Source organism: Shewanella sp. GJ50-10 (genome assembly GCF_055808815.1).
On the sequence record NZ_JBVVSS010000001.1, the window covers coordinates 1227607 to 1248173 of the forward strand.

The following is a 20567-nucleotide window of genomic DNA, read 5'->3' on the forward strand; positions in this document are numbered from 1 at the left end:
GGCAGCGTTTGTTGGCCATTTTTACTGCGTTATCGACTTTTTATGTAGAATAACTACACCACAAAGTCTCTACCTTGTATAAATGGCCAACAATTCGCTGCAAAAACAACCTTGAAAGATCAACAGGCCCTAATAATAAAAATGAAAGCCAACAATTTGAGGTCGATATGATTGAGGTCGATAAGGTCAATAAAGAAGTACAGCGTATTGTCATTATTGGTGGCGGTACAGCTGGGTGGCTAGCGGCTAATCATATTGGCAAAGCGGCTCAGTTACTGCCTAATGTCACGGTGACACTAATCGAATCTCCTGATATTCCAACCATTGGTGTAGGAGAGGGGACTGTTCCAGCGATTAAGCAATCTCTGCAAAGTTTTGGCATTCGTGAAACAGACTTTATTCGAGACTGTGATGTAAGCTTTAAGCAATCAATCAAATTCTGTAATTGGTTAGATAAAACCAAGCACGGAGACAATAATAGTTATCATCACTTATTTGATGTGCCAAGCCCGTTAGGGGCTGATTTAACGCCACTGTGGCTTCATCAACAAGCAACTCATTCAAAATCATCTTTGTCCTATTCGCAACATGTTTCCCCGCAACACTTTATCTGTGAAGCGTTAAAAGCGCCGAAATTAATCACTACTCCAGAATATGGCGGTAAAGTCAGTTACGCTTATCATCTTAATGCAGCAAAATTTGCCAAATTACTCGCCAGTAATGCAACCAGTAAATTTGGAGTTCAGCATCTACACGCAAATGTGCTTGATGCTGATATTGATGATGAAGGCAACCTGACTCAACTAAAAACCGATAAGCTTGGAGAATTGGCATTTGATTTTTTTATCGACTGTAGCGGTTTTGAGTCGATTTTATTAGCTAAAAAGTGTCAGGTACCATTTGTTGATAAGTCCAAACAGTTATTTGTTAATAAAGCCATTGTTGCCCAAGTGCCAATTACTGAAGAAGACGCTATACCGCCCTTTACCATTGCAACGGCGCATCAAGCGGGGTGGATTTGGGATATTGCGCTACCAGAGCGCCGTGGTACTGGGTTTGTATACTCAGACAATCACATGACGTCATCCGAGGCTGAACAAAAGTTTGATCGCTATCTTGGTGGTAAATTAGATACCTTAGCTTCGCGCGAAATACCGATGAAAGTAGGTTATAGAGAAAAGTTTTGGTCTAACAATTGTGTTGCGCTAGGTCTTGCTCAAGGTTTTTTAGAGCCAATAGAAGCAACATCTATTTTATTGACCGACTTTGCAGCAGGTTACTTAGCTAAACGGTTACCGCAAACGATGGCGCAAATGCCGGCGTTATCTGAACGTTTCAATGGCACCATGACTTATGCATGGGAGCGAGTCGTTGAATTTGCCAAGCTGCATTATTGTATTTCTGATAGAACTGATTCAGATTTCTGGATTGATAACCGTCATCCAGAATCAATTCCTGAGCCTTTAAAACAAAAGATGATGTTATGGCAAAACTTTAGCCCACTAACTGATGACTTATTTTCCCGATACGAAGTGTTTAATATCGATAACTACCTTTATGTGCTTTACGGAATGAAGTATCACACACAACATGCCCAAATTAGTGAAACCTATAGCCAATTAGCGCAGCAACATGTGGCTCAAATCGAACAAATAGGCCAAGGTTTAGCCGCTGAATTACCTGAACACAGGGCATTATTAAATAAAATTAAACAATTTGGCTTGAAAACAATCTAACACACCCCAATAAATTAGTTAGCTGGTGGTACTTTATTACTCTATACGGTAACGTTAGCAGCAGATTAAGTGATTGTGAGCTTGTTGGCTGTCTATTGAATATAAGTCTATTAAATAGAGGTTAGGGAGTTTCATTTAAAAATGTTGGGATTTGTACTTTAATCTACAAGCGAAAAATTAAGCTAAAAGTTTAAACAAAAAGGGACTTGAATCCCGAATTTTTGAAAATTATTATTGATTAGAAGCGCCTGAAGGAGCCAAGATGTCTAACCAAATTACGTTACTTGAACACGCAAAGCACGGTGATTTAAAAATCACTCCATCAAGCTACAACCATGTTGCCGATCAACATATTGTTCCAGTAACTTTGCACGAAATTGGTCGTGCTGCCACTGAATACCCAATTGTATTCGTAAAAAACAGTGACAACGGTGAGTTTCAAGCTGTTGCAATGCTAGGTCTTAAGCCTGGTCAGAACCTAAGTGTTAAAGATGGCAAGTGGCAAGGGCTTTATATCCCGGCTGTCGTACGTGACTATCCACTTGGTTTAGTATTAAACCCAGACGTAAAAGATAAAGTTTGGATTGGTATTCGCGAAGAAGCTGCCGAAGTAAGCAAAACTGAAGGTCAAGCATTATTCGAAGGTGAGAAAGAAACTGAATACTTAGAAAACCGCAAGAAAGCACTAATAGCCCATTTTGAGCAAGATCAAGCTAGCCGTAATATTTTAGGTTTCTTAGCTGAAAAAGAATTACTGACGACTCAAACCCTTACAGTTGATGTAGCGGGTGAGAAGCGTAACATCAATGGTTTATACTTAATTGATGAAGCTAAGCTAAATGAGCTATCTGATGAAGATTATTTAGAGCTTAGAAAACGTGGTTTATTAGGTCCTATTTATGGTCACCTTTCATCATTGAATCAAGTTAATCGTCTAGCACGTACAGAGATCATGTCTAAGGCATAATCTTGAGGTTCTGATAGAGTCCTTAAAGACGTAATCAAGTAAACTTGATGGTCAATTAAAGGCAATATTCGCAAGGTTTAATCACCTAATCGCGATTAGTGCCTTTTTTATTGCCGCTAGTTTGAAGATTAAAACCACTAGCCAAATTCTCCCTTATTAACATAGTTCAGTTTATTTTAAGAATGATTGGTGCGATAAATCATTGTTTTACAGTATAAATGTACTTTGTTGTTAATTATCTGTAGCTAAAGATTAAAAAAGTGTAGAAATCTAAAACATTATTCTGTAGATTATAAATGACAGCGTTGTCATCGCTTGTGTGATTCGTTGTTTTAAGGTCCACATGGGTAAGGAAGAGGTCTTTTATCCATGTTATTGATTGTGTTTCGGTCGGGCGAGACACAATCGGTTTTATACTTTTAGTCTCTCCCCAGAAACGAGTATAAGCTGGGTTCATCCTATGGTTCCCAGCTATTTTTTTGTCTTTTTTATACAAAAACTTTATACCTGCTTGTTTATTTTGATAAAAATTAAGAGATAGTTAAAAGTAATTATTTGCAACTGATTCAATTACACTGAACTGTTAGCGTTAGCAATAACAAGGAATAAACTGAGGAACATATGAATAAGACTATCATCGCATCAGCATTATTATTGTCGTTAGGAGTTGCTGGCTGTCAGCATTCATCTTCAGAAAATCTAGCCCAAGCTAACATAGACCTTAAATCAGACACTCAATCATCGTTGAAAGCTGAAAGTGTAGAACACAGCTGGACTCAAACAACACTTAATCAATTCGCTGAGCAATTAAATGTGACTTACCGTATGGTGAGCAATGTTCCGCAAGAAGCCTGCGCCGAAGATCAGCAAGACCAACGTTGTTTTATCGCTGAAATAGATTTTACTAGCGCTAAGAATATTTCAGATGGGAATTGGTCAATTTATTACAGCCAAATGCGCCCAGTTCAACAAGTATTAAACCCTGAGTTTGACATTAAACGAGTGCAAGGTGATTTACACCAAATTACACCAACTAAAAACTTTACAGGCTTCAAAGCTGGTGAGACTAAAACGCTCAATTTTAGAGGTGAGTTATGGCAGTTATCTGAAACTGATCCTATGCCTAACTACTACATTGTTGTTGAAGGGCTCACACCGGTAGTTATCGAAAGCACTAAAGTGACTATTGATACAGAAACGGGAATGGAGCAACGTCCCTATGTTGAAGCATTCACTGATGCCAAAAGGCAATATCGCCGCACTGAAAAAGATCAGCTTGTATGGGCTAAGGCTGAAGTGTTATTTGAGGCAAACCAAAATGTATCGTTTAGTCACGCTCTAGCTGAAAACCGAATTATTCCAACTCCAGAAAGTATTTCTGTCGACTCATCAGACAAAGTGGTGGATTTAACAAAGGGGATTAATGTTAGTTATAACCAAGTTAATCCTGAAGCTGTAGCGGCTGCTCTAGCAAGATTATCTCGCTTAGGGGTTGAATCTAATGATACTGGTTTAGTATTAAACTTAGTGACTAACTCAGCCACTAACTCAGTCACTGGCTCAGTCACTAACTCAGAAGCGGGAGTTGACGGAAGCTATCAGCTTGAACTCACAGCAGATGGAATTACTTTAAATGCCGCGGATGATGCCGGATTTTCTTACGGTATTGCATCGATTGCCGCTTTAATTACCCCAGGCGAGTTGTCACTCAATGCCTTACAAATAAAAGACAGTCCGCGTTATGACTTTCGTGGCATGCACGTGGATGTTGCTCGAAACTTCCATAGCAAACAAATGATCTTAGATTTAATCGACCAAATGGCAGCTTATAAGCTCAATAAATTGCATTTACATATGGCTGATGATGAAGGTTGGCGTTTAGAGATTGAAGGATTGCCAGAGCTAACAGATATCGGTAGTAAACGTTGTCATGATTTGACCGAAACAACCTGTCTTATCCCGCAGTTAGGTAGCGGCCCTTTTGCTGATAGTAAGGTTAACGGTTATTACAGCAAAGCTGACTACATTGAAATATTACAATATGCCACTGCTCGCCAGGTTGAAGTGATCCCATCAATGGATATGCCGGGACATTCTCGAGCGGCAATTAAGTCGATGGATGCACGATACCGCCAGTTTATGGCTGCAGGAAATGAACTGGCTGCTAATGAGTATTTATTGTCAGATGCTGAGGATAAAACCGTATATTCATCAGTGCAGTACTACAGCGACAATACATTAAATGTTTGTATGGAATCGACATTCCACTTTGTAGATAAAGTCATTAGCGAAATCGCTAAGCTGCATCAACAAGCAAACCACCCGTTACATCGCTACCATATCGGTGCTGATGAAACCGCAGGGGCATGGAAGCAATCACCACAGTGTATGGCATTTGTTGCAAGTAACGACAAAGGCGTGTCTTCGGTTGATGATTTAGGCGCATATTTTATTGAGCGTTTATCAAACTCAATTGCAGCCAAAGGTATTGAACCTGCTGGTTGGAGTGATGGCATGAGCCACACTAACCCTTCAAATATGCCAGCTAAAAGCCAAAGTAATATTTGGGATGTAATATCTCATGATGGCTATAAGCGTGCCCATAAACAGGCAAACCTTGGCTGGGACGCAGTACTGTCAAATCCAGAAGTACTTTATTTTGACTTCCCTTATGAAGCAGATCCAAAAGAGCACGGTTATTACTGGGCTGGTCGAGCACTGAACAGCCAAAAGATTTTCAGCTTTATGCCAGATAATTTACCAGCTAATGCTGAGCAGTGGCAGGACATCGAAGGCAATGATTTCGTTGCAGATGATAGGGTTAAAAAGGATGACAAGGGGAACTTAATATCTGGCCCTTTAGAGAAAGGTAAAGGTTTTAGCGGCATACAAGGTCAAATTTGGAGTGAAACCATACGTAGTGATGATGTTGCTGAATATATGATGTACCCAAGAGTATTAATGCTAGCTGAGAAAGCTTGGCATAAGGCTAAATGGGAAGTGCCTTATCAATATAAAGGCTCCGTATACGATGCTAATTCAGGTTTCTTCACGGCGGAATTACGCAATAAGCAACAGCAACAATGGAATGAGCTGGCCAATACACTTGGACAAAAAGAATTAGCCAAGCTAGATAAAGCCGATATTGCTTATCGATTACCGACGGTGGGTGCAAAAGTAATCGACGGTAAGCTACATGCCAATGTTGCTTTTCCTGGTTTGCAGATTGAATATCGTGATGACAATGCAGTATGGACTCGTTATGAGCAGCCTATTGAAGTGTCTGGGGCTGTTGAAGTTCGATCTGTCGCACCAGATGGAAACAGAAAAGGCAGAAGTTTGAGCTTATAAGTAGGCAATTGATAAATAAACTTAGATTGATTAGAAAAGCAAAAAGTTCTGATTAAACAGCTGAATCTATTCAAAATAATATTAGGCGTTAAACACTATGTTAACGCCTTTTTTATACTCAAAATAACAATAATACGCATATTTAAATATTTATTTTAGGTTTAGTATTCATTTTAAAACAATACGTTAGTTATGGTTTTAAAGTGATTTGATCAAGATAGATAAAAATTAAATGACAACGCTGTCATTTTTAGTGTAACATAAAGTTAACTTATTCAATAGGCCAGCAATAGCGTGAGTTTTATTCGAATATCAACGTTATTTTAAAGTTCATTATCACGGCTTAAATAGAAGAGATAAGAGGGATGTCATGGGCGTTAATCTGCAAACTGAATCACAGCTTTTTATTGGCATCGACGGCGGTGGCAGCAAATGTCGCGCTACAATTTTTTGTCCCCAAAGAGGTGCTCTTGGAACGGGAGTCGCTGGACGCGCCAACCCATTACATGGCTTAGAACAAACTTTTGAATCTATTCTTGCTTCAACTGAACTGGCTATCGCAGACGCTAAACTTAGCCCTCAAGATATTAGTACTCTGATTGCAGGGCTAGGACTTGCAGGAGTAAACGTACCGCGTTTATTTGAGCTCGTTAATCAATGGCAACATCCGTTCGCAAAAATGTACCTTACAACAGACTTACATACCGCTTGTATCGGCGCCCATGAAGGTAACGATGGTGCCGTGATTATCACTGGTACCGGTTCTTGCGGCTATGCCCATGTTGGTGAGCACCAATTATTAATTGGTGGGCATGGTTTTGCGTTGGGTGATAAAGGCAGCGGTGCATGGCTAGGTCAGCAAGCAGCAGAGCATGTGTTATTGAATCTAGATGGTTTTGCCCAGGACACTGGCTTAACTCAGCCTATTTTAAATTATTTTAATGTGACAGATGCGATGGGAATTGTAGAAAACCTAGCGGGTCAGTCTTCTAGTACCTATGCCAAGTTAGCGCGACTTGTTTTACAGCAAGCCGAGCAGGGTGATGAAGTCGCGACATCAATTGTAAAACAAGGCGCTCAATACATTAGTGATATGGCCCGTAAATTATTTGCAATCAATCCAACTCGTTTTTCGATGATTGGCGGTTTAGCTGAACCTTTATGTGCTTGGCTAGACGAAGATGTTGCGGCCCGAGTTGAGCTTGCTATGTCTCCACCAGAAATCGGTGCCATTCTGTTTGCTCAACAAGAGTTTGCCAAGCAGCGTGCTCAATAACAAATCGCTCAGCAATCATTGAAGTAAGCACAATTGGTTTAGTAAAAAATCATTGAAATGAACAGGGCTGGTTACAAAAGAAACGTTCAAATACTAATTAATCAGTAAGGGTTTCATCGAGTAGCACTTGGAGAATACCTAACTCAACTATTTATCCAAACATCAGTGAGCTGCGATTTTGCATCTTAACTAACAACATTTAATAGGGTTAAACCGATGACAGATACAATTATGGAGCTAGAAGCTCGCTCTGCGCCACAAAAAATTGCTGAACAACTTGCTGCCAATGCAGGTTTAACAAAAGAGTTGGGTGAAAAGCTACGCGCTTTTAAGCCTAAGTTTGTGATGATTGTTGGTCGTGGTTCTTCAGATCATGCTGGTGTTTTTGCAAAGTATTTGTTTGAGATCGAAGTGGGTATTCCTACTTTCGCCGCAGCGCCGTCAGTTGCTAGTGTATATGGCAAGTCATTACAACTTGAAGGTGGTTTGGTCATTGTTATTTCTCAATCAGGTCGTAGCCCAGACATTTTAGCTCAAGCGAGAATGGCTAAAAATGCAGGTGCATTTTGTGTTGCACTTGTGAATGATGAAACTGCGCCAATTAAAGATATTGTCGATGTGGTATTGCCACTTCGTGCAGGTGAAGAAAAAGCCGTTGCTGCTACCAAAAGTTATTTAGCAACCCTATCTGCTATTGTTCAATTAACAGCGCAGTGGACTCAAAGTGAATCGCTTGCTGCTGCGGTAGATACTATGCCTAAAGCATTACAAATTGCTGTAGATTCAGCGCCTCAATTAACACCAGAATCATTAGAGGGCGTTAATAATCTAGTAGTGCTAGGCCGTGGTTTAGGTTACGCAGTAACTAAAGAAATTGCCCTAAAAATGAAAGAAGTGTGCTCTATTCATGCAGAGTCTTTCAGCAGCGCAGAGTTCTTACATGGCCCAGTAACATTAGTTGAGAAAAAGCTCGCTATTGTTGATGCTTGTATTAATGATGAATCTTATGAAAGTCACATCGAACAAATTGAAAATGTGAAGCAGCGTGGCGCAGATTTAGTGCACCTAAATCAAACGTCAACAGAGATCCATCCACGTGTTGCTCCATTAGCGTTACTACAACGTTTTTATATTGATGTTGCGGCAGTTGCGGTTGCAAGAGGTATTGACCCAGATCAGCCTGAAGGACTTAAAAAGGTCACTCAAACTCTGTAACGGAGTATAAAAGATCAGATAGTTACAAAGTTAGTTACAAAGATAGTCAAACAAAAAAGATAAAGCCGTAAAGAGATACATTATGAAGCAAACTCTGATTGTAGATAAATATTTTGATGGCGAGCAGTTCATGCCTCGTGCTGCAATAACAGTCGATAATGGCGTGATTTCAGCTATCAATCCTATAGCCGAAAAAGGTTTGGATCTTCAATCGGTAGACAAGTATCAGCTTGAAAATGTGACTCATTTACAAGGCACATTAGTGCCAGGCTTTGTTGATGTGCAAGTTAATGGCGGCGGCGGGGCATTATTCAATGCTCAGCCAACGCTTGATTGTATTAAAACCATAGGCGCAGCACACTCACGCTTCGGAACCACAGGTTTCTTACCTACTTTGATTACTGATCAAGTGGAAGTTATGGCTCAGGCGGCAGATGCAGTGGCAGAAGCTATCGCATCAAAAACCGCAGGTGTATTAGGTATACACTTTGAAGGCCCACATTTAAGTGTGCCCAAAAAAGGTGTTCACCCTCAATCTTTTATTCGCAGTATTTCAGATGAAGAGCTCAGCATATTTTCTCGTAAAGATTTAGGCATTAAAGTCGTAACCTTAGCGCCTGAAAATGTATCTGTTGAGGTCATTAAAACCTTAGTCGCTAATGACGTTAAGGTTTGTTTAGGTCACTCAAATGCCGATTACGATACGGTTGTTGCAGCACTAGACGCTGGGGCTGACGGCTTTACTCATTTATTTAATGCAATGTCAGGTTTCGGTTCAAGAGAGCCTGGCATGGTGGGCGCGGCGTTAGAAAGCGAGCAAGCTTGGTGTGGCTTAATTGTCGATGGCCATCATGTTCATAGTGCAACAGCAAAAGTTGCAATTAACGCTAAGCCACAAGGCAAGGTCATGCTGGTAACCGATGCTATGCCTCCAGTCGGTATGGATGATAATGCTAGTTTCGAGTTGTTTGGTACTGAAGTTATCAGGCAAGGTGACAGGCTGAATGCTAAATCTGGTGAGCTTGCTGGCTGTGTGCTGGATATGGTTGGCGCAGTCAATAACAGTGTCAGTATGTTAGGTTTAAGCCATGAAGAGGCGTTAAGAATGGCATCACTGTATCCAGCTCAATATCTTGATAAACAGAGCTTAGGCAAGATTGCTGTAGGTAAACAAGCCGATTTTGCTTTGCTAAATAACCACAATATGGTTAGCCAAACGTATATTCGCGGCGAGGTTATTTTTAGCGACTCGTCTTATTCGCTTGAAAAGGATTGAGTTGATGTCGAGTACTGATGCTACAGCTACGAATAACGTTAATTCGGAATTATCAGCGAACGCTACAAAAGTAAAACCGCCCAAAAAACGTTTGATGTCGCTCGATGCGCTCCGCGGCTTTGATATGTTTTGGATCTTGGGTGGAGAAGGGCTATTTGCAGCACTTTTAGTGTTAACTGGCTGGAGTGGTTGGCAATGGTTTGATGGTCAGATGCACCATAGCCAATGGCATGGTTTTACTTTTTACGATGTTATTTTTCCACTATTCATATTCTTGTCAGGTGTAGCTTTAGGTTTGTCGCCTAAAAGGCTTGATAAATTACCTCTCGCTCAACGCACCCCCTTATATCGTCATGCGATAAAACGCTTAGGGCTATTAATCTTTTTAGGCGTGCTTTATAACCACGGTTGGGGCACAGGGGCTCCTGTTGACCCTGAACAAGTTAGATATGCCAGTGTATTAGCCAGAATTGGTTTTGCTTGGTTTATCGGTGCAATGCTTGTTTGGCACACTAGTTTACGAACTCAAATGATTACAGCAGTCGCTATATTAGTGGGTTACGGATTGCTGCAATTATTTATGCCATTTCCCAATGGTCAGGCTGGGCAGTTTACTCAGGCTGGAAGCATTAATGCATATATCGACACTTTAATGCTTCCTGGCATTTCTTATCAAAATCGCCCATTAGATCCTGAAGGCATTTTATCAACTATACCGGCAGTGGTTAATGGCTTGATAGGCGTGTTTGTAGGGCAATACATAGTCAAAGAACAGGGCGCTATAAGAAAATTGTCTGGTGAATGGATTAAAGTTCTTTCTCTATTGGTATTTGGTGCTTTATCTGTAGGTTTAGGCTGGCTGGTGGATTTGGTTATTCCTGTCAATAAAGATTTATGGACCAGTAGCTTTGTTCTTGTCACTTCTGGCTGGAGTATTATTTTACTAGCTGTTTTTTATGGTTTAGTTGACGTACTTAAATGGCAAAAGTGGTCGTTTATTTTTGTGGTGATAGGCACTAATGCCATCATTATATATCTTGCATCTAGCTTGATGAATTGGCAGTACTTTGCACAAAGTTTATTTGGCGGGGTAGTCAATGCCGCCCCCAGAGTTGGCAGCAATTACTTGCTGTCATCAGTTTACTAGCTGTGCAATGGTTAGCATTGCTGTGGCTGCATCAACGGAAGATATTTATTCGAATTTAATCGTTTACTGAAAATTTTAAGTGTTTGGCTTGATGGACTTTTATTGGAGCCTGATTTTTCACTTGTTATGGTTGTACCAGTTAAAGGAATGACAGCGTTGTCTTTGGGGTGTTTATGTTTTAACATGAATCGCGTAATTACTATGAAATGAATTAACAATTCGGCATCATAGTAGTGCTAGAAACCTCAATAACAATAAGACTCATATGGGGCAATAACCTTAGATTATTGCCAGTAATTAATGACAATAAGAAGCAGGTTTATGGAAACTACAATGAACAACAGCCAGCAAAAAAGCAGTTTACTGCCAATGGCGATTGTCGCCATTCTCTTTTTCGTTCTAGGTTTTGCGACTTGGCTAAACGGCTCTTTGATGCCGTATCTAAAACAAATTCTTCAACTCACTCCGTTTCAAGCTTCACTTATCCTATTCTCATTTTATATAGCAGTGACTTTTACAGCGCTGCCTTCTGCGTGGGTTATCCGCAAAGTGGGTTATAAATCAGGTATGGCACTGGGTATGGGGATCATGATGGTCGCGGGTTTACTGTTTATACCTGCTGCTAAGACCCAAATTTTTCCATTGTTTTTGTTAGCGCAGTTAGTGATGGGAACAGGGCAGACCTTATTGCAGACAGCAGTGAATCCATATGTGGTTCGTTTAGGCCCAGAAGAATCAGCTGCAGCGCGTGTGAGTGTAATGGGTATTTTGAATAAAGGTGCAGGTGTTATTGCGCCTATGGTATTTACCGCGCTTATTCTAGATAGCTTTAAAGATCGTGTTGGTACTACGTTGACTCAAATCCAGATTGATGAGATGGCCAACAGCTTAATTCTTCCATACTTAGGCATGGCAATATTTATTGGTGTGTTAGCTTTTGCTGTTAAGAAATCTCCTTTACCAGAATTAGAGCAAGAAGCTGAAGAAGCCTCAGGTAAAGGCCAAATTAAAGAAGCATTGGCGCGACCAAATCTTGCTTTAGGTGTGGTAGCACTGTTTGTTTATGTAGCGGTTGAAGTTATTGCTGGCGACACTATTGGCACATACGCATTAACCTTAGGTGTTGAAAACTATGGTGTGATGACGTCATACACTATGGTTTGTATGGTGATTGGTTATAGCTTGGGGATTATCTGTATTCCACGATTTATATCTCAGCCTAATGCCTTATTAATCAGTGCAGTGCTAGGTGTCATCTTATCGCTTGGTATTGTGTTTGGTGATAGCGAGTCTTTCACTATTGCCAACATGATATTAGTGCCATTTGGCGGCGCTCAATTACCAGATACCTTATTGATGATTGCTTTCTTAGGTTTAGCTAATGCGATTGTTTGGCCTGCAGTATGGCCATTAGCATTATCGGGCATGGGTAAGCTAACCAGCACAGGTTCTGCATTATTAATTATGGGTATTGCTGGTGGTGCATTCGGACCTGTTTTTTGGGGACTAACAAGCTCTGCAACCTCTCTTGGAATGCAAGGTGGCTATTTAGTGATGATCCCGTGTTACTTGTTTATTTTATTTTATGCGGTTAAAGGTCATAAAATGACAAGTTGGAAATCTTAACTCAGTTATAATAAATTTAACTGTTTTATCTTATTCCCCCAATAAAAAAGCCACTCTGTTGAGTGGCTTTTTTATTGTCTTGTAAGCTAATTTATACCATTAATGATTCGATGGTTGCTCTAGCTTTTCCATAACCTGTTTTAAGCTGAAGCTTGCTGCTTTTTGTCTTGGTGGGTATTCCTTAAATGTCTCTAAGAATGTCGCCACATATGCCTGAGCTGGAACTAACAGGAATGCTCGGTCGATTAACCAATCATAATAAGTGTTAGAAGTGCGATCAGCTGTCTCGTATGGGTCCATACGAAGATTGAAAATCTTAGGTAATCGAAGTTCAACAAAAGGTTCTGCCCAAATCTGTAGAGTACCTGTTACGCGTTGCTCTAAGAAAACAGCTTTCCAGTTTTTATATCGAAGTGCCGCTAAATCACCATCATCAGTAAAGTAGAATATCTCTTCACGCGGACCAACTTTCTCTTTACCTGTTAGGTAAGGAAGGAAGTTATAGCCATCAAGATGATTCTTAAATTTTTTACCGTTGGCGCTATAGCCTTTAAGGAGTTTATCTTTGATTTTTGTATCACCTGCTGCCGCTGCGAATGTTGGCAACCAATCCATGTGATGCATTATTTCATTCGATACACTGCCTGGTTCAATATTACCTGGCCATCTCACCATCGCTGGTACGCGGAATGCACCTTCCCAGCTGGTATTTTTCTCACTTCTAAATGGCGTTAAACCAGCATCTGGCCATGTATTCATGTGTGGGCCATTATCAGTTGAATAAAATACGATGGTATTGTCTTTAATGCCTAAATCATCGACTTTTTTAAGCAATTGGCCTACATGGTTATCATGCTCAACCATACCGTCAGCGTAATTACTTAAGCCACTTGAACCTTGTAGTTCAGGTTTAATATGAGTTCGGAAGTGCATGCGTGTGCCGTTCCACCATACAAAGAATGGTTTTTTAGACTTAACGCTTTTCTCCATGAAAGCGATAGCCGCAGATACGGTTTCATCGTCAATGGTTTCCATTCGTTTCTTGTTGAGTGGGCCAGTATCTTCAATTTTCCCATCAGCAGATGATTTGATCACGCCGCGAGGGCCGAATTTTTTCAGGAATTCAGGATCTTTTGGGTAATCTATATTTTCTGGTTCTTCCTCTGCGTTGAGGTGATATAGGTTACCTAAAAACTCATCAAACCCATGTGCTGTTGGTAAAAACTCGTCTTTATCACCAAGGTGGTTTTTACCGAACTGACCAGTGGCATATCCTAATGGTTTTAATACTTCTGCAATGGTTGCATCCTCAGCCTGTAAGCCGATATCAGCTCCTGGTAGGCCAACTTTACTCAGACCTGTTCTGAATGCACTTTGTCCTGTAATGAAGGTTGAGCGACCTGCTGTACATGATTGTTCTCCGTAGTAGTCGGTGAACATCATGCCTTCTTTAGCGATACTATCAATACTTGGGGTTTGATAACCCATCAAACCAAATGTGTATGCACTGACATTGGCTTGTCCAATGTCATCGCCCCAAATAACTAAAATGTTAGGTTTACTCGCAGCAGCTGCGCTGGCAGATAGTAAACCTAAGGTAACTGCAGCAGTTACGCCTAGGAACTTCTTCATTCTAACCATGTTTATTTCCCTATATGACTGAAGATTCAAATGTGGTGGATAAAAATACACCTATTACTAACGTAACAGCTAAATTAGTGATTTAACAAGTAGCCTAAAGGATCGTTTACATTAGTAACGTCGTTTTCAGTATAGACACTGACTCAGTGATTGCTTAAAACTAAACCAACTTAATCAATAACTAATACAGTGATATGACAGGTAAGGATCAAAGTTTCTAATTCAGTGGTGAGGAGTTGCGGTTATTATTTGGCAACTAAAGGAAGTCTTTAGTGAATTTTAGACACAAAAAAGCCACTCTATTGAGTGGCTGTTCTGTATATGGTGCCGGCACCAAGAGTCGAACTCGGGACCTACTGATTACAAGTCAGTTGCTCTACCAACTGAGCTATGCCGGCTAAATATGGTGCCCGAACCCGGAATCGAACCAGGGACACGAGGATTTTCAATCCTCTGCTCTACCGACTGAGCTATTCGGGCAACTAAACTAAGCGTTAGTTTGCTACTTCAAACTAGATGCTAACGTTACTTATTACTAAGTTGTTAGTGCCTGTGTCGTTTGGAGTGCGCACATAGTATAGAGATGGTTTTGATCCTGCAAGTGCTTTTTTAGCTTTTATTGCGAATGGATAACTGCATGTTGCATTAGTGAGCAATTACAAGGTTGTCGTAAGCTTATTCGCAGTATTTATTACTCTATAACTGAAAATTAGACACAAAAAAGCCACTCTATTGAGTGGCTGTTCTGTATATGGTGCCGGCACCAAGAGTCGAACTCGGGACCTACTGATTACAAGTCAGTTGCTCTACCAACTGAGCTATGCCGGCTAAATATGGTGCCCGAACCCGGAATCGAACCAGGGACACGAGGATTTTCAATCCTCTGCTCTACCGACTGAGCTATTCGGGCAACTAAACTAAGCGTTAGTTTGCTACTTCAAACTAGATGCTAACGTTACTTATTGCTAAGTTGTTAGAGCCTGTGTCGTTTGGAGTGCGCACATATTATAGGGATGGTTTTAATCGCGCAAGTGCTTTTTTAGATCTTTTTAGTTGTTCGGCTAGTTAGTATCCAAAATGGGTGTTTTTTAACGTTATAAACTAGGTTAAACGCCTTTATGCTGCGATTGGGAGCCACTATTACACATTTTAAGCTTGCAGGAGATGTTTATTGGCGACGCTTATCTGGCCATATTAGGGCGAGCAATAGGTAGTGATGTTACTAGTTAAAAGTATCAGGATGAATAGTTACAGCTATTACTGATGTTCTGCTCTGCATAAATAATTACAGTAAAGCCTTTTTTATTATAAATAAATCACTGTTAGAACCACATTTAGCGCTAGGGTTAACGTTAGCCTCAAGATGAGACATAAACTTAATCTTTCTAATAAATCGAAAGATATCGACTTAATTTTGCGATTTTATTTTATTATCTGATCTATAAAATCAATTCCATATTAATCAAAGGGACAAGCTTGATGTTAGCAAACTCGAAAATGGGATATGGGTTGATAAGTATCCTGATTCATTGGATTAGTGCATTAACGGTAATTGGTTTATTTGGCCTAGGGTTGTGGATGGTTGATTTGACTTACTACAGTAGTTGGTACAAAACAGCGCCAGATATCCATAAGAGTGTAGGTATTTTACTGTTTGGTTTGACTTTGTTGAGGTTAGTTTGGCGTTTCATTTCAGTTAAACCTCAAGCGGATTCTGCTCATAAACCATGGGAGCAGCAAAGTGCAAAATGGGCTCATCGAGGGATACACCTGTTAATGCTAACCATCATGGCTAGTGGTTTTCTTATTTCAACAGCTGATGGTCGCGGGATTATGGTTTTTGATTGGTTTGAAGTGCCTTCATTAGGGAGCTTTATAACTAATCAAGAAGATATTGCGGGGCTTGTTCATGAATATCTAGCTTACAGTCTAATTGGGTTGGTGATAATCCATGGGGCTGGGGCAGTTAAGCATCAATTTATCGATAAAGATAACACCTTAGTCAAAATGATAAAGCCAGTGCGAAAATAGATATTAACGCTTTATGTGGCTAAGAATTTACAATCTAGAATTTACGTTTTATTTAAGATTTACCCATTAACAAAACTTACTGACAAAGTGAATTTAATAAGGAAATACCAAATGAAAAAGCAACTTATCGCTACCTTAATCGGTTCTGCACTGTTAATGCCGTTAAGCGCCAATGCTGCCGACTATGTTATTGATACTCAGGGTGCTCACGCTTCAATTCAGTTTAAAGTTAACCATTTAGGTTATAGCTTTGTCGCTGGTCGATTTAATGATTTTGGTGGTAACTTCAGCTATGACGCTGACAAAGTTACCGATGCAAAAGTAAATGTCACTATTAATACCACGAGTGTTGACTCTAACCACGCCGAGCGTGATAAGCATCTACGTGGTAGTGACTTCTTAAACACGGGTAAATTCCCAGAGGCAAAATTCGCCTCAACGGGCGTTGAAGATAAAGGTAATGGCCAATTTGTATTGAATGGCAATTTAACGTTAAACGGTGTGACTAAGCCAGTAGCAATTGACGCTGAGTTTATTGGAGAAGGTAAAGATCCATGGGGTGGGTACCGTGCTGGTTTTGCAGGAACTACTGAATTTGCTATGAAAGATTTCGGCATAAAAATGGACTTAGGGCCTGCTTCTGCCAATGTGACTCTAGATCTGATTGTTGAAGGTATAAAGCAATAAGTTTGAGATTGATGTCAGAAGCCGACCGCTATCTGGCTATAAAATAATGCCGCTTAACTTTTCAAACAGCAAAGTAATAGCGGCATTTTTGTGTCTGTTATAGGTATTTAAAACACCAGATAACAGCTATTTAATCAGTTTGATTTTACCAAATATGTCAGCAGTTTTGTAACCTCGATTCATATCACCATCAACCGCTTTTATAGGGTGAGAACCGATAAAATTCTCTCTTTGTTTTGAACGATCATTGTCACAATAAGCCAGCATGAACCCCATTATTTTACCTGCAAATAGCGTAACAGGTGACACTTGGTTAACTTGCTCATGCTTAAGAGGGAAGGCAGTTAAACTATCATCATAGTTGTCGGGAAAGATGTGAATCGCCATCTCCCAGTATATCTTTTTAGGATCAGTAGCATCACGAGTCCAAACCGTTTCTATATGTTCATTAAAGGTCATGGCTTGTTTTAGAGTGGAGAAGTCAGCGACTTGTCTATCTAACGCGACGTGATATGCGAAAGCATTATGATTAAATTGATGTTCGCCGCCTGAGGCATCTTCATCTAAAAAAACTTCAACCGTATCATCGTCCCAATATAGCACTGTAGAGTCTGCAGTTTGGTCATATAAAACATCATCTACGATTTCAGTGAGTAAATAGAGTTGCTCTTCACTCCATAGCAACTTGTAACGACCACTAAAGTCATCAGCTGAAATTTCTGGCCCTAAAATCATGTGATCTATCGGGTGCCATTTTGCCTGCTGCCAGTCAGCTTCATCAGGTTTACCATCAATAATTATGTCTTTAGTCGCGTAGCTGACTTCAATTGTTTCATGTTGATGCTCAACATGTTTTGCAGCTTCAGCAGCTATAGCTAGATCACTAAACATTGCTGGCATGATAAGTACTGTCATAAATGTCTTTATCAATAAGGCACGCGATTTATCTTTGAACCATTCCTTAGCCATTTTTACTCCATTATGGGTTTTACTTACTATCTATTAGCTACCACAAGAGCTATAACTCACGCTATAACTATTGTTGTAAATGCAGCAATAGGTAGCTTATGAAATTTGTTATCTCGCTATTAAGCAAGTTTGTTTAAAGTAGCAGTATAAGCTACGAGTCTATAGCCAATTATTTTCACGTCGCTTAAATAACGTGTGTTGCCAGCGTTACTTTTAATAAGAGTACTGCGTTGAATAAATAAGGACTTAGCTTGCAGGTAATAACACCTGTGCTTGATAAACCTTATTAGCTTCAACCTCTAATACAAACTCATCTCGTTGATTCGTTTTTAATGAAATACCATCAATTAATACCTGCTGACTTGAAACTGAGTCAGTTCGCTTTATGGTCATTTCAATGGTCGCTTTGCGAAATTGACGAGTAACTTCGATACTGTTTAATGACTGAGGCAACTGCGGCTTTATAAATAGCCCGTTGTTAACGCCTTTAAGGCCAACTAATTGCTCAATGATAATACGATATATCCAAGCTACTGTGCCGGTATTGAACAGCTGGCTTGATTTACCTGCTTCCTCTGGGTATTGAAAATAAGCGCCACGATAATAATTGGGGATAAATACTGGCAGTTGTCCGCGGGTAAGTGCATCTGTTTCAGAATCAGCACAAATCATGGTGTTTAATAATTCAAATGCGGCTTCTGTTTCACCACGCTCGAACAATGCATATATGTAGAATGCGCCAGCATGATTATAGACTGAGCCATTTTCTCCCGTACCAGGAAACTTTTGCGTTAATCTACCGACTTCTTCATGCATATGGGTATAACTTGGCGCAAGCATCATCATTCCAAATGGGGTTTGCAATTGTTGCTTTATTTGCGGCTTCATTAATTGCCACTGTTGCTCGGTTATGGCGCCAGATAACATTGAGAAGCTTTGAGGATTTAAGTAAATTCGACCTTCTTCATTCTCACTGATGCCAAAACACTTGCCTGCATCAGTAATCCCTCTTGCAAACCATTGACCGTCCCAGCAGTGCTGATTGACATCTTTATTGAGCGTTTGAGCTTGGCTTGTTTGTTTATCTGCATCGCTGTTATGGCCATTGAGTAAGCAGATTTTTGCCCATAAGTTCATGGCATAGGCACTGGCTAAACTTAGCCAGCTTGATACTCCTTTATCTTGATAACCGACCATGTTCATCGGATCGCACCAATCGCCTTGATTGATGTAATTAAGCCCGCGGTTATCTCGTTGAGACCATAAAAAAACTAATGCTAAATTAATATGTTCAAAAACACTGAGGCCAGTTTCATCATCAATAAAGGCTACTTGTTGTTTTAAAAAGTCAAAGTCAGCAGTTTCACTTAAGTAAGCATCAATACAGATAACTAACCATACACAATGATCGGTATGGGGAATTTGATTAATGTATTTAAGCTCTGAGTCAGGATTGAGTAATATGCCATCAGGCATTTCGCCACTTTTATGTTGTTGCGATAGCGCTTTAATGAAGGCTGCTTTGGTTTTTTCAGGGGCGATATACATCATTCCCATAGCATCTTGCAGGTAATTACGGGTTTGTGGGTCGGTACTTAAGCGATTGACATCACCATGGTAAAACACCTGTCTGGGGAGCCAGTGATTTACGAAGTTATCAAACGCTTGAGTATCTGTTTTGATTTTTAGCTGGTTGTCAGCTTGAGCTATATAATGTTGATAATCCTGTTTTGCATCGCGTAAGGCTTGAGGTGAAGCTAAGTACTTTTGTTTTAGGACTGCAGCTTCATCGGCATCTTTTACCGGTGCAAAAACAAAGTTGGCTTCAATTGACTCATTAGCTGTTAAGGCAATTGCAAACTGCATAATCGCCGCAGGTGTTTGGTAATGTGCAGGTTTAGAATCAAGCTGCGAACTTTTAATGGCATCAGGGTTATTCAGTCCACCTTCACCTTCAAATACCGCTTGTCTGGTTTCAAAACTTGTCGGGGTTAAATCGCTGAGAAATACCGTGGTGTCTTTGAAGTCTTGCTGAACAAAATATTGCTCAACTTTTTGATAAGGTGTTACCGACTCACATAAAATGGCATTTAAGTTTTCATCAAAACGAGCTGATTGATTCATCCACGACATATAACCGACAGGAAAATAACTATAAACACTTAAGTCACGGCTTTTGCTGCCTTGGTTATTTATCTTAAGTTGCCAAAGCTCTGCGGTATCCGTGGTGCTTAATGATAGTGATAGCTCACATACTAAATCTAAGTGAGTGACTTGCCAGCTAATTTTATGTTTATCAACGATGAACTCAAAGCTTGTCGGCATTTGCTTTACAGGGGCGTAGGGTAGTGAGAATAACTCGCCAGTTTGATTGTCTTTAATGTAAAAGAAGCGCCCAGGATGATGACTAAAGTAAGCATGTTCTGGCTGCATAAAAGTCTTAGCTTCAAGGGCTGGTCCGTGAGCATATTTTGCAGGTTCAGGCTGCATAAATTGTGCAACAGCATATCCACGACAATTCATCTGAATCATCATGTTTTTATTCCATAAAAAACCACACGCATTAGGCATGCTAGTTGGACTATTTAGGCTTACAGCGCCATTTTGCTGATGGTAAGTGATCACTATTTTATTCCTGAACCTGT

12 protein-coding genes, 4 tRNA genes and 1 pseudogene are annotated in these 20567 nt (G+C 40.2%); 10 read left to right on the forward strand and 7 right to left on the reverse strand.

Going from position 1 to position 20567, the window contains the following annotated elements; all coding sequences use genetic code 11:
* The first annotated feature begins 167 nt into the window (after window positions 1-167).
* The 8 genes and pseudogenes from AC0L4E_RS05160 (at window position 168) to nagP (ending at window position 12594) form a co-directional block, all read left to right on the forward strand.
* Window positions 168-1736: a tryptophan halogenase family protein gene (locus AC0L4E_RS05160; protein ID WP_473681536.1), complete on the forward strand. Its 1569-nt coding sequence runs from the start codon at window positions 168-170 to the stop codon at window positions 1734-1736.
* A 262-nt stretch (window positions 1737-1998) separates the two neighbouring features.
* On the forward strand, window positions 1999-2703 hold the full coding sequence (locus AC0L4E_RS05165; protein WP_473678280.1) for a SapC family protein: 705 nt from the start codon (window positions 1999-2001) through the stop codon (window positions 2701-2703).
* Window positions 2704-3324: 621 nt separating this feature from the next.
* Window positions 3325-6054 (forward strand): family 20 glycosylhydrolase, encoded by a 2730-nt coding sequence (locus tag AC0L4E_RS05170; protein ID WP_473678281.1) that lies wholly within the window; start codon window positions 3325-3327, stop codon window positions 6052-6054.
* A gap of 370 nt (window positions 6055-6424) precedes the next feature.
* Window positions 6425-7330 carry an N-acetylglucosamine kinase gene (nagK, locus tag AC0L4E_RS05175; protein ID WP_473678282.1) on the forward strand — a complete coding sequence of 302 codons (906 nt, stop codon included), beginning with the start codon at window positions 6425-6427 and terminating at the stop codon, window positions 7328-7330.
* A gap of 216 nt (window positions 7331-7546) precedes the next feature.
* Window positions 7547-8545 (forward strand): glucosamine-6-phosphate deaminase NagB-II, encoded by a 999-nt coding sequence (gene nagB-II / locus AC0L4E_RS05180; RefSeq protein WP_473678283.1) that lies wholly within the window; start codon window positions 7547-7549, stop codon window positions 8543-8545.
* A gap of 82 nt (window positions 8546-8627) precedes the next feature.
* Entirely contained in the window at window positions 8628-9821 is a 1194-nt protein-coding gene (gene nagA, locus AC0L4E_RS05185) for an N-acetylglucosamine-6-phosphate deacetylase (protein ID WP_473678284.1), read from the forward strand.
* A gap of 94 nt (window positions 9822-9915) precedes the next feature.
* Window positions 9916-11027, forward strand: a pseudogene (gene nagX, locus AC0L4E_RS05190) (transmembrane glucosamine N-acetyltransferase NagX).
* Between the two features lie 262 nt (window positions 11028-11289).
* Complete coding sequence (nagP, locus tag AC0L4E_RS05195) at window positions 11290-12594, forward strand: N-acetylglucosamine MFS transporter NagP (RefSeq protein ID WP_473678285.1); 1305 nt, start codon at window positions 11290-11292, stop codon at window positions 12592-12594.
* 99 nt (window positions 12595-12693) lie between these two features.
* Here the strand turns inward: nagP and AC0L4E_RS05200 are convergent, their stop codons facing one another.
* From AC0L4E_RS05200 to AC0L4E_RS05220, 5 genes are all read right to left on the reverse strand, one after another.
* Window positions 12694-14235, reverse strand: coding sequence for an arylsulfatase (locus AC0L4E_RS05200; RefSeq protein WP_473678286.1), 1542 nt, complete (start codon window positions 14233-14235; stop codon window positions 12694-12696).
* 322 nt (window positions 14236-14557) lie between these two features.
* Window positions 14558-14633 (reverse strand) — tRNA-Thr (locus AC0L4E_RS05205).
* Window positions 14634-14639: 6 nt separating this feature from the next.
* Window positions 14640-14715, reverse strand: a tRNA-Phe gene (locus AC0L4E_RS05210).
* 272 nt (window positions 14716-14987) lie between these two features.
* Window positions 14988-15063, reverse strand: a tRNA-Thr gene (locus AC0L4E_RS05215).
* Between the two features lie 6 nt (window positions 15064-15069).
* Window positions 15070-15145 (reverse strand) — tRNA-Phe (locus AC0L4E_RS05220).
* Between the two features lie 569 nt (window positions 15146-15714).
* Here AC0L4E_RS05220 and AC0L4E_RS05225 point away from each other — a divergent pair.
* Together AC0L4E_RS05225 and AC0L4E_RS05230 are read left to right on the forward strand one after the other, a co-directional pair.
* Window positions 15715-16266 carry a cytochrome b gene (locus AC0L4E_RS05225; protein ID WP_473678287.1) on the forward strand — a complete coding sequence of 184 codons (552 nt, stop codon included), beginning with the start codon at window positions 15715-15717 and terminating at the stop codon, window positions 16264-16266.
* 111 nt (window positions 16267-16377) lie between these two features.
* Window positions 16378-16953: a YceI family protein gene (locus AC0L4E_RS05230; protein WP_473678288.1), complete on the forward strand. Its 576-nt coding sequence runs from the start codon at window positions 16378-16380 to the stop codon at window positions 16951-16953.
* A 126-nt stretch (window positions 16954-17079) separates the two neighbouring features.
* Here the strand turns inward: AC0L4E_RS05230 and AC0L4E_RS05235 are convergent, their stop codons facing one another.
* Both AC0L4E_RS05235 and AC0L4E_RS05240 read right to left on the reverse strand, forming a co-directional pair.
* Window positions 17080-17922 carry a sugar-binding protein gene (locus AC0L4E_RS05235; RefSeq protein ID WP_473678289.1) on the reverse strand — a complete coding sequence of 281 codons (843 nt, stop codon included), beginning with the start codon at window positions 17920-17922 and terminating at the stop codon, window positions 17080-17082.
* Window positions 17923-18168: 246 nt separating this feature from the next.
* A complete protein-coding gene (locus AC0L4E_RS05240; RefSeq protein ID WP_473678290.1) occupies window positions 18169-20547 on the reverse strand; it encodes a GH36-type glycosyl hydrolase domain-containing protein in 2379 nt (792 codons plus the stop codon).
* Window positions 20548-20567: the final 20 nt, after the last annotated feature.

Excerpts from the sequence above, each read along its gene's own strand:
- AC0L4E_RS05160 (WP_473681536.1), top strand. The coding sequence starts at position 168 with ATGATTGAGGTCGATAAGGTCAATAAAGAAGTACAGCGTATTGTCATT.
- AC0L4E_RS05165 (WP_473678280.1), top strand. The coding sequence starts at position 1,999 with ATGTCTAACCAAATTACGTTACTTGAACACGCAAAGCACGGTGATTTA.
- AC0L4E_RS05170 (WP_473678281.1), top strand. The coding sequence starts at position 3,325 with ATGAATAAGACTATCATCGCATCAGCATTATTATTGTCGTTAGGAGTT.
- nagK (WP_473678282.1), top strand. The coding sequence starts at position 6,425 with ATGGGCGTTAATCTGCAAACTGAATCACAGCTTTTTATTGGCATCGAC.
- nagB-II (WP_473678283.1), top strand. The coding sequence starts at position 7,547 with ATGACAGATACAATTATGGAGCTAGAAGCTCGCTCTGCGCCACAAAAA.
- nagA (WP_473678284.1), top strand. The coding sequence starts at position 8,628 with ATGAAGCAAACTCTGATTGTAGATAAATATTTTGATGGCGAGCAGTTC.
- nagP (WP_473678285.1), top strand. The coding sequence starts at position 11,290 with ATGGAAACTACAATGAACAACAGCCAGCAAAAAAGCAGTTTACTGCCA.
- AC0L4E_RS05200 (WP_473678286.1), bottom strand. The coding sequence starts at position 14,235 with ATGGTTAGAATGAAGAAGTTCCTAGGCGTAACTGCTGCAGTTACCTTA.
- AC0L4E_RS05225 (WP_473678287.1), top strand. The coding sequence starts at position 15,715 with ATGTTAGCAAACTCGAAAATGGGATATGGGTTGATAAGTATCCTGATT.
- AC0L4E_RS05230 (WP_473678288.1), top strand. The coding sequence starts at position 16,378 with ATGAAAAAGCAACTTATCGCTACCTTAATCGGTTCTGCACTGTTAATG.
- AC0L4E_RS05235 (WP_473678289.1), bottom strand. The coding sequence starts at position 17,922 with ATGGCTAAGGAATGGTTCAAAGATAAATCGCGTGCCTTATTGATAAAG.